The 13,763-nt window shown below is 47.6% G+C and carries 8 protein-coding genes; 3 read left to right on the top strand and 5 right to left on the bottom strand.

The features are described 5' to 3' along the window. Positions 1-11: 11 nt before the first annotated feature. From Q365_RS0102620 to Q365_RS0102610, 3 genes are all read right to left on the bottom strand, one after another. The gene (locus Q365_RS0102620; RefSeq protein ID WP_028021881.1) at positions 12-3,731 is read right to left on the bottom strand and encodes a retention module-containing protein; all 3,720 of its coding nucleotides are present in this window, start codon (positions 3,729-3,731) and stop codon (positions 12-14) included. 1,223 nt (positions 3,732-4,954) lie between these two features. Further along, positions 4,955-5,935: a GTPase family protein gene (locus Q365_RS0102615; protein WP_028021880.1), complete on the bottom strand. Its 981-nt coding sequence runs from the start codon at positions 5,933-5,935 to the stop codon at positions 4,955-4,957. A gap of 246 nt (positions 5,936-6,181) precedes the next feature. Next, positions 6,182-7,225, bottom strand: a complete 1,044-nt coding sequence (locus tag Q365_RS0102610) for a GTPase family protein (protein WP_028021879.1) — start codon at positions 7,223-7,225, stop codon at positions 6,182-6,184. A gap of 571 nt (positions 7,226-7,796) precedes the next feature. On the opposite strand from Q365_RS0102610, the gene Q365_RS0102600 reads away from it, so the two are divergent. The 3 genes from Q365_RS0102600 (at position 7,797) to Q365_RS0102590 (ending at position 11,390) form a co-directional block, all read left to right on the top strand. Further along, positions 7,797-9,197 (top strand): tryptophanase, encoded by a 1,401-nt coding sequence (locus Q365_RS0102600; protein WP_028021877.1) that lies wholly within the window; start codon positions 7,797-7,799, stop codon positions 9,195-9,197. 200 nt (positions 9,198-9,397) lie between these two features. Then, positions 9,398-10,057 carry a response regulator transcription factor gene (locus Q365_RS0102595; RefSeq protein ID WP_028021876.1) on the top strand — a complete coding sequence of 220 codons (660 nt, stop codon included), beginning with the start codon at positions 9,398-9,400 and terminating at the stop codon, positions 10,055-10,057. Then, the gene (locus tag Q365_RS0102590) at positions 10,047-11,390 is read left to right on the top strand and encodes an ATP-binding protein (RefSeq protein WP_028021875.1); all 1,344 of its coding nucleotides are present in this window, start codon (positions 10,047-10,049) and stop codon (positions 11,388-11,390) included. The genes Q365_RS0102595 and Q365_RS0102590 overlap by 11 nt, the downstream gene beginning before the upstream one ends. Before the next feature lie 96 nt (positions 11,391-11,486). On the opposite strand, the gene Q365_RS0102585 is transcribed toward Q365_RS0102590, so the two are convergent. Further along, positions 11,487-12,764: an LssY C-terminal domain-containing protein gene (locus Q365_RS0102585; protein WP_028021874.1), complete on the bottom strand. Its 1,278-nt coding sequence runs from the start codon at positions 12,762-12,764 to the stop codon at positions 11,487-11,489. 65 nt (positions 12,765-12,829) lie between these two features. Further along, positions 12,830-13,561, bottom strand: coding sequence for a glycosyltransferase family 2 protein (locus Q365_RS0102580; protein ID WP_028021873.1), 732 nt, complete (start codon positions 13,559-13,561; stop codon positions 12,830-12,832). Between the last annotated feature and the right edge of the window lie 202 nt (positions 13,562-13,763).

The raw sequence follows: 13,763 nt of genomic DNA, 5'->3' as shown, positions 1-13,763 counted from the left end.
AATGATGTGGGCTACATACTCTCGTTCCCGTCAAAGTCGATGACGACTCTGCTTCCTTGGTCTGTATATTGGGTATCGTTGCTGATGATGAGGGCGGTCGTATCAGCATCAAACATGCCGTTTTTGACGATGTCTTTTATCTCAGCGAAGCGGGTATTACTGAGAATGATTTCCTGCTCAAACGTTCCATCACCATCTGAGTCAATCGAAATGACCGTGTTGTTAACGTCTTCTTCTTCATGGAGGGTAATCGTCGCACTCGCGGAAACAAGCGCTGAAATATCCAGAGTATCTTGCTCATTTTCATTGTTGGCTCTAAAGTCGCTGACCACCGTTTTTGTTGTTTCGCTGTCGTCGCTGGTACTCGCAACCTGACGCCACAAGAAAACGTCATCTCCATCACTGCCTTTTAGCGCATCTTCGTCACCCGTCGCAGTCACAACGTTTTTTGTCTCTCCACTATACAAAGCGTTTGTGCTGTTCTGAGCATCGTCATTCGACGAATCTACCCCTTCAATAATGACTTGGTGGGAAACGCCATCGCCATCACCGTCCGTTAATTGAACAATAATATTGATGGTTTGATCTTCAGTATTGGAGAATGGCTTTAACTCGAAGCTCCCTGATTGAATATCCACCACCAGCGTATGCTCACCACCAATCTCTACCGTCAGTTTTCCGTTCTCATAATCTATTTCGTCATGAAGAGAAGAGAGTATTGGCGTTCCGTTTTCATCGAAGATAAAGAGGTAAGAAATCGATTCAATCGTGAGTGCAACGCCCCCTTTGCCATCCGCGCCAAAGTCGCTGTCGTTATAAAGTTGACCCGTTACACTCGGTGGCGTGACTCGAATCGTCGGTGGGTTTTCAAAGTCATCGAGATCCTTGTAAACCACTGGAAATAATGGCGGATTATTGTCAGTTTCCCAGTCGTAAGAGAGATACCGTATGTCCTCACTGAACGTGAGATCGGCAGGCGAAACCACGACTCTTTCGGCTCGAATTTGGTTATCCGACAAATGTTTATACCAATCGTCAATGGTCTGATCCGACACATTTCCTTCTGCATGCGGCGCGAAATCGCCCACGAAGTAGGTCACATTCGTTGCGTTATCAACCTTACCGTCTTCATTCCACCATAGTTGCCCTTTTTCAAGTGCCTCAGTCACACCGATATACTCAGTTTCGCCACTAACAAGTAGGCCTTGCCTAATCTTCAATAGCCCGTCATTTTGCAAAAAGCGCTTGGCCTCTTCAACGCTCATCCAAGGATCACCATTTTCCGCACGGACTAACCCAAAGACACTGTAGAAAGGGACAAACTGAACTTTCGTTACACCCGCTTCCTCATACTGAGTCAGTGTATTGATAAAACTCGTTTGTATTAATTCAGTGCGACTTTCACCGGAAACCAACGTACCCATTGACCCGGACATATCGACAATGATTTGCACATTCGAGTTAGAATTAGACGATGTTTCAGAGGAGTTTTGCGTGGTGGAGAACGTACCCATGGGCATATCATCTTCAATGCGAATGTCTAAGAGCGACACTTCATCGATGCCTTCCAAATCACCGTTTCCTTCCACGTTCACTTTGGGCTTGAGAGAGGAAATGTCTTCAACGCCTTTGTCCGCATGATCTAGCGTTTGATAAAGTGAGACGCTAAAGGTCGGTTTGGTGTCCCCGTTTCCTTGCTGCAAAGATATGTTCAGAACAACGTCTGCTTTATCATTCCCTTTATAACCGACCAATTGATCGGACTCGTCGACGAACCAGTTAATTGCTACGCCATCGGAAGTTAGACTGGGTGTCCCACCCTCAAACAGTGGTTGATCCACATCGCCCTCTTCGTATGCGAAGCTGATAGTTACGTCACTGTAATCTCCGACATTCACTTCCATCTCGACATCGACAGCTGATGTGCTGCTTGCGCTATCATCAGGCGAACCGTTGTCATCCGGATTCCCCTCTGAAAAACCCTCTTCAGAGACCGAAGCTTGAGTCTTGAGATCAAACGCATCGTTATCAATAACGGTATTGGACACTGTGCCAACAGCAGTCACTCGTTCAAAAGAATTCGTCGATATGCCAGTAATCGTGACGTCCAATGATTCATCAGCTTGAACGTTATTGTCATCAGCACGGACTGCAAGTTCGCCAGTACCAGAAGATGCGCCTTTTGGGATATCAATGGTAATGCCATTACTCAATGAAATGGTGATAGCTTCTTTGGCAGGATGAGTAAGTTCTACTTTATACTCAATCTTTCCGCCTTCAGTGATGTCTTCACCGTTGGTGCCTGAACTCAGGGTGAATGTGGTTAAGTCACTGTCGTCGACCACGGTGTTGTTCACCGTTCCTTCGGTCGACAACTCCTCAAAACTATTAGCAGATACGCTATCGATAGTGACAACAAGGACATCGTTAACTTGTTTGTAGACATCATCAGCCCTCACATTCACTGTCACGAAGCCCGACCTTTCCCCCGCCAACACAAGAACTGACGCTCCGTTGCTCAACACGACGGTGATGTCTTCTTTTGCCACGTTAGAAAACTCAACCTTGTACTCAATGCTCCCACCTTCGGTGATATTCTCACCATCGGTTGTTGAGCTGAGAGAGACGATGGTCAGATCGTTGTCATCTACCACGGTGTTTTTCACCGTTCCCTCGCTCAATAAGTCCTCAAAGCTATTGGCAGATACGCTATCGATAGCCACGACAAGGGTGTCGTCATCTTGTTGGTAAACATCATCTTCTCTCACATTCACAGTGACGAAGCCTGACGTTTCACCAGCCAACACGACAACAGAAAGACCATTACTCAAACTAACGGTGATGTCTTCTTTTGTTGTGTTAGAAAACTCAACCTTGTACTCGATACTCCCGCCTTCGGTGACATTGTTTCCATTGGTTGTCGAGCTCAATGTAACGATGGTCAAATCATTGTCATCGACCACAGTGTTATTAACTGAGCCTTCGACCGTCAAACTGTCAAAGTTGTGGTCCGAGATATCGGCGATTGTTACCGACAGGTAGTCATCTTCTTGCTCATAGACATTGTCTTCTCTCACAGCGATGGTTACGGAACCTGACCTTTCACCTGCCAACACGAGAACAGATACGCCATTGCTCAAGGTCACCGTGACATCACGTTGCACCATTTGGTCAAAAGTGACGATATAAGTGATCTGTCCACCTTCGAGAATGTCTTCACCGTTGGTCTTAGACGACAAGGTCACTTTTGCAAACACGCGTTCAGCCGCTGCATCCTCTCTGACTACTCTTTCTGTCGAATATCCGCGGCTAATCGGCCCGGTATCATAACCAGCGTGTGCTATGGTCTCTTCCCCGATCCGGTCTATTGACTCGAACCCCCAAGATCCAGCGCCTGACGCTGTGCTCCCCCCTGCAGCAGTGGCGGCCAATGCTTCTGTCGGATCTAAGCCCTCTTCAATCAATGCCTGAATTACAGTCACTTGATCGTTGAGAGTGAGGTTAAACGAGTTCTGGGGAGGCTTGTCTACGTCACCAAGGTCACCAAGCGGGAGCAAACTGCCATCTTCAAGTGATAGGAGCGCGTTTGAACCCTCAGTAAGAATGATTTTCGCACCAGGATCGAGCACTAAAGCCTCAGTCACAGGAACATCCGAACCGTTAACCGAAACGGACATTTTTCCATTCACAGAAATGACCGTTGCATTCTGTTTGGTGGTGATTGTTTCCATTTGTTCATTCCTTTGAAAATCCAACTAATATTAAAAATATTCAACTGATTAATTTTCACCCAGCAAGCAAGAACTACCCCGCAGGCTAATGGCATCGACACATTATTTAGAATAATTTAATTAAGATGGCACTAATTAAGGGCATTAACAGTGAAATAAAAATAAAAGAAAAACCGATACGCACATAAATGGTCGGAAATGAAATAATACCTATGTCATTTCTCAACTCACCACCACAGCTTAACGAACGACTGCAAAATAAAATCTATATGATAAAAACCCCTATGTCTAACACCACAAACTAATACACGCAAAAACTCCTAACATTAAAAACCCTCATCATGAAAAAGAAAACAAATACAATTAAAATAAAAGAATCATAAAGCGAGAGTTCTCCGCACTGCGTTCACTCTCTGTTACTTCTTTTGAGCCTCATTGGCTTATGATGCAATTGAAGTCCTTCAATATCGATAATGAGCAAGGTATGCAGTGTCTTACGCATCTGGGAAGGAGCACGTACCCATTGTCTGGCACCGCGATAACACTTTGACGGCACAGAGGCTAAGCCGTTACGCACCAAGCTATTAATGAACATCGCATTTGATTTATGACGCATATAAAGGGGCGTTTTGTAACATAGGACTGAATTCATTATCTCGAAATCAAACCAAATAAAACAAAGAGGAAAAACGGTATCGCACAAAAAATCGTTGAGGAAATATAAAAATTCAACGGTAGAAAGTAACCACTAAAAATATAATGTTAAACACATTAGAACATTCTTGATTTCCACCATCTCAGTTTTACACTCGCACGTTCAATAATAAGCCACCCACCTCCATTAATTGACCAAAGTGTACATTACCCTTTAAAACTCGCACTTAACAGCAATGACATAAATAAAAACAATCACCCAGCCCTCATGCTAAAATCAGTTTAATTTATTAATACTGCAAGCCACTAACAATCACTAATATTTACTCACTCATAGTAAAACCAAAAACAGAACCGAAACATGACCGACAAAGTGACGAGAGTGGACAGCCAAATACTTTTCTAGTCCATTTTCAAAGAGTAGCTAAGTTAAATTTCCAAAAAAAACCGAGTGTACATAACACTCGGTTTTTAGTTTTTAAAGAGAGCCGCTAAGCTGAAGCTTTCACCGAAGCAGGTCAATACTTAACGTCATTGATCTGATCAGTGAATGAGCAGCAACACAGCGCTCAATCTTGATGAAGTGTTCTACGAACGTTACGGCGAATCAAGTAACCTAGCTCTCGGCCCTGCTTACCCAAATACGCACCGAGCAGACCACCAAACCTTGCGCCGTCTTTTGCGCCTTCATAGACCAAGTCAAACAGGTTGTTTTCCATCTGCACAAGGTAATTGATGCGATCGTCACTCTCATGCCAAGCCAAGGTTTTATTGTTTAGTGGCGCATCAAATACCATGAGTTTTTTCTCGATCGGCAGTTTTGACACCATCTGATTAACGAGCTTTAGCAAGTTGAAAGGACGCGAAACATCGTCTTGGCGTGAAAATTCAGCGGCGTAGCAGACAGGGGCAATTTCTAGCCCTGATTCATCCAACATGCAGTGGCGCAACAGAGAAGCCGTACTTTCCGGCCAGATTTCGACTTCTGACGATGCAGAGTCCGCCACGAAATCCCATTCATAGCCGTAGCTTGCAGCGTCTACCTTGTTCAGGCCCACCACCAAACGGTTATCGAATTGATCGCCTAGCGCAGGCACAATCACTTCACAAATGAGGCGATAGCCACTGTTGAGGTTTCTTTCCGCCGCATCCAGCACCACGACAACCATGTCGATAAGTGGTTTTCCTTCACCGTCGCACTCTGTAAGGGTCGCGCCCAATTGCATGTCGAGCAGTGCATCGTGTTCTGCGTTACCAGTATGTCCGGGGGAATCCCACACCACCAGACCGCCCTTTTCGTAACGGCTGACTTCAGAGGAATTTGATGCTGCATTGTCGGGTACAGCGCCGCCAACTAACTCGTCACCAAAGAGTGCTTTGATGGTGGAGGTTTTGCCAACGCCTTGCGGGCCTGCGAAAAGAATGTTGAGAGATTGCGCTTCCAAATCATGCAGGCGCAATTGAAGTGTGGCTTTCTTAAATTCATCCAATAGCAAGGAATGGCTGATATCCATTGCCAATTGCCTAGAGAATACAGTGCTATTTTGCATGGTGCTGCCCTCAATGAGTACTACTTAACCAAATGCAACTATAAGCAAAGCAACAGAGTGAATCTGTCTCGCTCTTGATAGAGTTTAACAATTTGTTTACTTACAGGCTGTTGTACGGATAAATCATGAGGGATAATCGAAAGGCAGTTTGCCCAAATGTCGCGCCCTCTAGCCAATATTAGACAAAGAAAATGGCCGAAGACGCGACTTTAAAGAATGACGAAAAACGCGAACTTTTTTCGATGATTAGACCGTAACGCCCATCTGCTCCTGTAGGGTATCAGAGACAATATTGCCCAATGCCCTGCCATGCTTACCCAAAAACGCGCCCAGTTGACCACCAAAACGATCGCCATCCCTTGCGCCAAGATGTAAGCCATCAAAGCAGAGATTTTCGATACTCTGGCGGTATATCTTCTTGTCATCATGCTCACGCCATTGCTCATCACCAAGCGTAAATGGTTGATTAAGTAGCAAGAGACGTTTCTCTTCCGGAAGTTTTTCCAGCAAATTCGCTAACAGCTTTTGCAGATTATAGGGGCGGCCAGATGGTGATTCGCCCGCCAGTGCACTGTAGTAAAGCGGCCGAGTTTGAATGCCTGCGTTGTGGATCAAGCGATACCGCAAGGTAGCTGCAGTGCAGTCCAGCCAAATTTCTGCGTCTAACGGCATGGTTTCATTCACACTGGTGCCACGAATGTGTCGCGCCACCTTGTCGGCTTTGTTCATCAAGATCATCAAACGGTTTTCAGTCATGGTACCGAGCATAGGAATCAGGGTGTGGCAGAGTTCAAGATAACAATCATCGATATTACTGCTGGCTGAATCCAATACCACGATCACGCGGTCAATGAGTGGCTCGCCATTGTCCGTGGTTTCCGATAACAGCGCACCCAACTCACCCACTAGTTGCGGCGACGGCTCACTGTAGTGCGGCAGTTCCGCTTGCCAAATCGTCAATTGATTCAGTTCATGTCGCGTGACCTGTTGAGTGTGATCTGACTGATCCGCCTGCCAATCATGCCCCCCGAACAGCGCCTTCATGGTTTCGGTTTTACCCGCGCCTTTCTGCCCAATCACTAACAGGTTGAGTGTTTGATCTGAGAGATCTCGAATACGTTGATGAATACGTGATTTGTAACTGGCTTCCATGTCTGAACACGCCGCCACTTTGTCCCTGATTGCCTCAAAAAAAGGCAATGCGGCAGGGGCTTTTTGATTGGCTTCATGGTGTGTTTGAGACACTAATGTGCGGAAAATCGTGGTATTTACTGGGTTATCAAATTGCATCGCGAAGGCTCTCCTCTCAATAAGAATCACTGCTGAACCGTTGTGATCTCGCACCTCTACTATATGCATGTCTTTGAGTGGCAATGTGTCTCACACTTGATAGGAGCCGTAAGGTTTATTTCTCTGATACTGTTTTGCTGATGCTACAAGGGCTGTAATTTGCTGAACTAACACAGACTTGCATCCGTGCTTCAAATTGACTAAGTTATCATCAACGAAGCGACCAATTATCATGTTAACCAAATCAAGGAGGGTAGCGGATGAACACATGTCAGCATAGCAATAGCGCAGTGCTATTCCATTGGTATAACAACGATATTCAACTCGCCTACGACTTCCCTCGCGTTTGATCCTGTTTGACGCCTTCGCGTCACCTTCACATATTTAATTTTCTCGTTCACAGAGACCTTAGCGCTTTCTTTCGCGATCTTTTCGTTTTCTGTTGAAGCAAACAGGTCGCAGTAAAAGCCATCTCGTGTGATCGACAAGCCCAATGCTCCATGCGCCCTGTTCTACACAACAAGACGAAAAATCAAGGGCGTGGCATTGAGCGAAAAATAGGATCAAGACCATGAAACGATTACCAGAACCTTTCCGCATCAAGATGGTTGAGCCCATCAAAATGACCACGCCTGAATACCGTGCTCAAGCACTCCAAGAAGCAGGGTTAAACCCTTTCTTGCTGCGCAGCGAAGATGTCTACATTGATTTGCTGACCGATTCGGGCACAGGTGCCATGAGCGACAATCAATGGGCAGGCATGATGATGGGCGATGAGTCCTATGCGGGTAGCCGAAACTATTACCACCTCTGCGACGCGGTTAAGCATTTCTTTGGCTACGAGCTCACCGTGCCAACTCACCAAGGTCGTGGCGCAGAGCAAATCTTATTTCCCTGCTTAATCGAGCGCATGCGACAAGTGCGTGGCGGCACCGATCCGGTGTTCATTTCTAACTACCACTTTGATACCACAGCAGGCCACGTTGAACTGAACGGTGGCATTCCCGTTAACGTGTTAACCGAGAAAGCCTTCGACACCAACACTTATGATGATTGGAAAGGCAATTTCGACCTCGACAAACTGCGCGAAACCATCGCCCATTATGGTACGGAAAACATCGCCGCAATTATCACCACGGTGACGTGCAACAGTTCAGGCGGTCAGCCGGTATCAATGGCGAACATGCGCGCGGTGTATGAGATCGCCAAAGAAGCTGATATTCCCGTGGTGATCGACTCCGCGCGGTATTGCGAAAACGCATGGTTTATCAAACAGCGTGAAGCGGGGTATGAAAACGCCACGATCACCGAGATCATTCGTGAAATGTACACCTACGGCGACATGCTCACCATGTCTGCGAAGAAAGACCCACTCGTGAACATTGGCGGCTTATGCTGTGTACGTGACCACGAGGAATTGTTCCAAGCGGTGCAAACTCGGTGTGTGCCGATGGAAGGGTTCGTGACTTACGGCGGCATGGCTGGTCGAGACATGGAAGCCCTCGCCCGTGGCCTGTATGAAGGCGCTGATGAAGACTACCTCAACTACCGGATTCGCCAGGTCGAATACTTGGGCGAACGTCTGCGCGAAGGCGGCATTCCCATTCAATACCCAACCGGCGGGCACGCAGTGTTTGTCGATGCTGGGAAAATGCTGCCTCACCTCCCTGGTGATCAGTTCCCCGGCCATGTCCTTGCGAATGCGCTTTATGTGGAAGCAGGTATTCGTGCCGTTGAAATTGGTTCCTTGTTACTCGGGCGAAACCCAACCACGGGCGAACAAAAAACCTCGCCGATGGAGCTAATGCGACTCACCATTCCACGTCGGGTTTATACCAATGACCACATGGATTACATCGCGGACGCACTGATCGAGCTGAAAGACAAAGCCGTCTCACTCAAAGGATTAGCATTCACCTACGAGCCCAAAGTGCTGAGGCACTTTACGGCGAAATTCAAAGAAAAGGTGTAAATAGCCAAAGCCCGCACTCGCGGGCTTTTTTACATGCTTTGTGTAGCGACATTTCTACCTTCTTTTCACATTCTCTCGACCATACTTTTGTTATGGCGTACTTTCAGTACGTGTTGATTTACGTCGCTTTTCAGCAATGGGACGTCATTTGATATTTCAATCAGGCAGGATAGAGAAGACAACTTTGTGAGAGTAAAACAATGAAAATTTTGGTGGTAGAAGATGAACCACGTTTAGGTGAACAGATACTCGAAACGCTAGAGAAGAACGATTGGGTGCCTGAACTTTCGCAAGACGGCATTGATGCGCTTTATCGCGCCACATCTGAATCGTGGGATGCGATCGTCCTCGATCTCGGTCTGCCAAAAATTGATGGTTTGACCGTGCTAAAAAGCATTCGGGATGAAAACATCAACACGCCTGTGATCATTCTCAGCGCTCGGGATACCTTGTCGCAGCGCGTTGAGGGATTGAATGCCGGTGCCGATGATTACCTCACCAAGCCTTTCGAAATGCTTGAGCTCACAGCGCGTTTGCGGGCGCACCTTCGTCGCGCCTCTGGCACCGCTTCCCCTGTTCTACAGTTGGGCAGCCTGAGTTTAGACACGCGCACCTCTAACGTCCTTTGGCAGGGGCAAGCTGTGAGCCTGACGGCATTGGAGTACAAGGTCATCGCTTATTTCATGCATAACCCAGAGAAGATGATCTCCAAAACTGAGTTAACCGAGCACATCTACAAGCAAGATTTCGAGCGCGATTCGAACACGGTAGAGGTGTTTATCGGCCGAATAAGAAAGAAAATATCGCCTGACATTATCAAAACAGTTCGTGGCTTGGGGTACCAATTAAATGCGCAGTAGAGTCAGTTACATTGGAAAGCTGAGCCTAAAAAGCCGCTTATTGCTCGCAACTGTCATTTGGTTAACCGTGATGGTGTCCATTGCAGGTGTGGGCATTCCTGTATTGGTGAATGACTACCTTGTTGATGCCACCAAAGAGCGCCTGCAACTCTCGATGAGCGAAATTTCGGCCAACTTGCGCGTCGATGACGATCAAACGCTAAGCCTCACTCAACCGCTTTCCGATCCCAGATTCCAACAACGTTTTAGCGGTTTGTATTGGTCTATCAAAGTAGGAAACCAACAGCTGCGCTCACCTTCTCTCGCGGGAAAGGATTTCATTGACCACCAGAACGGGCCACTCAAAGAAGTGCATGGAGCGCGCAAAGAAAACCTGATTACCATTAGCGACTCTTGGATACCGGATGGCAGCGAAAAACCTGTCGAGGTGACAATTGGCATCGATGAAGATCCCACTGAAGATGTGCTTAAAAGCCTGACCAGTAAGTTGTGGGTGATCTTGTCGATGCTGTTCATTGGGGTGTTGGTGCTCATTGGCTTGCAAGTCGCGTGGTCGCTGCTGCCTTTGAATGACATGCAGCGGGAATTGGTCGCACTGAAAGAAGGAAAACAAGATGCTCTGAGCACCAATTATCCGCAAGAAGTGTCGCCTTTGGTATCAGATTTGAACGCCCTGCTTTTCCATTATCATGAGCTGCTTTCACGGGCGCGTAACCATGCAGGGAATTTATCCCACGCGCTAAAAACGCCATTGTCTGTGCTGAAAAATGACATTTTAACCCTCGACGAAGACACCCAGAAAAAGCTGTTGCCATCCGTGGCGCAAATCCAAACCCAAATCGATTATCACCTTGGGCGCTCTCGGGTTGCTGGCTCAATGAACATTTTGGCGGTGAAATCGAACCCCAGCGAACGCGTCGACGCCATCACCATGGCGTTTGATAAGGTTTATGCGTCGCGGGAAATCATCGTGGTTAACGAACTCGACGATGCATTGGATGTGGCAGTAGACCCTGCGGATCTGGATGAAATGCTCGGAAATCTGCTGGAAAATGGCTACAAGTGGGCGAAATCGCTCGTTCGTGTGTACGCAGTCGATGCAGGCAAAGAAACCGTTCAACTGTGTATTGAGGACGATGGCGACGGCATTCCCAAAGAAGAAATGGCGCATGTACTCGAACGCAGCGTGCGTTTGGATGAATCCGTTCCTGGCACAGGGTTGGGGTTGAACATTGTGAAGGAAATTGCCCGCAGTTATCGCGGTGAACTCGACCTGCGAAAGGGGCGCATGGGCGGATTGAAAGTGGTGTTGACCGTGAAGCGAGCACGCTAACTCTTTCAGTTTCTCCTCATTACGATCACTTTTGATTTAGTTGGCGACATTCACGTTATTGTTACTGTGCATGTCGCCCCGCTAGCGTTGGAACACTCAGTTGGCTTGATGCGTAAGAACGAGTTGAGGATCGTTCACCACCAGCACACGTCCATCGCTGTAATAATCATGGTCTTCATCGACTGCTAATGCTGGCATGGCTTGGTAGTAATCCGTCGTCATGTCCGGTAGCTCGGCGTTAATTAAGGACGCGAGCTTGTCGCGTTCTGCATCAATGTTGGGGTCTATGCTGTGTAACACGGTAATGATCCCCGAATACATGGTGAGCTTTAATCCATCGTCATAACTGATTGCTCCCACCCAAATCGGTTGATTCAACCTGTCATCAACCCCTGCTTGCCACCAGCGAATATGCGCACGCTTGAGCAAATCCCCCGGCAATTGGAACGCCATGTCTTGCGGACGACCATTCCAGAACAAGTCAGACACAGGCGGTGTTTGCCCTTTCAGCAGATCTACATAACCTTTCCAATCTATGTCATGGCGCGAAAAGGTCTGGTTCTCAATCCATCCCAATGCCGTCATCATGGTTTTTGGTGTCTCACCCACAAACAGTACATTGACGCCCTGAGCATCAAAGATCGGCGATTTCCCCGGGTACGCTTTGTAATTCAACGACAAAGGCGTGACGCTGGATGTCGGAGTCGAATCGACAAAGTTATCAGCAAACCAAAAGTAGTGGCTATAATTCACCGTCAGCATGGCGGCGAGGAAAAATACGCTCACTTTAGGCAGCAATTTTTTCCAACGATAAACATACCCCACCCACGCAAGCACAAGTGTTGTCGCCACCGCCATCAGGCTGTATTTGTGCTCGGCTAACATGATCATGAAGGCGTCGATATATGGGTATTGTTCAACACCGGCGGCAAGTAAATACCCCCAGAAAATAAACTGCCCCGCCCCAAGCAATAAGCCAATGCTAGAGAAGATCGTAAATCGTCCCCAAGAAATTTTTTGTGTGCCTGCCATAAACGGAACAACCCAAGCTACGGGGCCGAGCAAGCGTGAGAAAGTGAGTGCGGCCGTGCCTTTGGTTGCCATGAGGTGACGACACCGCGCGAATGCGCGTCGGGTTTTCGGTTGCAACTTCATCAGTTTCTGTTGGGCAGGCTTACCAAATCTTCTGCCTGCTAAATAGCTCAATTGATCACCGAGAAAACCGCCGAGCAACACCATGAGAACGCCCGATACAATGCCATCGTAAAGCTGGTATCCCGCGGCCAGCAGAAACGGCTCTGCTGGCACGAACAGGTTAGGCCCAATCAGCGCATCGAAAAATGCGCCCAGAAACAGACCGAAAGACTCAAACATGATTGCCTCGAATTACCGTGTTTGTATTTGTGTGAATGCTTGTGTCACGAAAAAATCGGTTCACGTTACTTTTGCTCGTGATAGTGGCCGAACTTGTATTCCATTTCGTTGTTACGCATTTCGCCAAAGAAGAAACGACGCACATTGGCTTTCACATACGTCATGCCTGTCGCCATCATGCCGTCTTGATCTAATCGTCGAGGGTCAAAATCAAACGTGGTGTTGATGAACCTGAACCGCGCATTTTTACTGGCACGGCGCACATAGTCGCAGTCTTCACACAGGGTGATCCTTTCATCAAAGCCGTTCAGTTTTTCGTGGGCGGCGCGTGTCGAGAAAATGCAGGCACCGACCGCAGTTGGGAAGAAGAACTGGGTGGCGAACATGCCGCCGTTGAACGCCGCGTAACACATCTTTTGCACCATCGGCAGGTGGGTTGCGCCCATGTAAACGCCAGCCACCTCGAGGTTTTTGTCGTTCAGTTGATTAACCGCTTTCGCGAGAAAATCCGCAGACAAGCGAACGTCGGCATCCAAGAACAGTAAGCGTTCGTTGTTAGCGAGCGACGCCCCCGTATTACGGCCAAGGCTGACGCCACGGGTTTCCATGCGGTGAATGGTCAGAGATGGCAGGCTTTCCGCGTAGGAACGGGCAACGTCGCAGGTTGCATCGTCGCTGTTTGAATCCACCAAGATGACTTCAAAATCGCGGTGCGTTTGTTGGCACAAATCGTCCAGCAGACGACCAATTCGTTTTTCTTCATTCAGAGTAATAATGACAACGCTAACTGATTCCATGTGTTGCTCCTTACCTTGCAATAGGTGTTTTTCTTGCAATAGATGTTTTTGCTTAAGTTGGTAAGAAGCTTAACGGGGGCACACTTAACCCAGCGTGAGGAGGTTATTCATATTCCGTTCAGGTTCGTCGAAAGGCGTTTTGCGCAGGGAAGCCTGCGGAGAGCATTCAAGAAAAAGCCTGCGATTAAGCAGGCTTCGGTAG

Source organism: Enterovibrio calviensis DSM 14347, from assembly GCF_000621165.1.
Lineage (GTDB): Bacteria > Pseudomonadota > Gammaproteobacteria > Enterobacterales > Vibrionaceae > Enterovibrio > Enterovibrio calviensis.
This window is presented reverse-complemented; position numbering and strand designations above follow the sequence as displayed.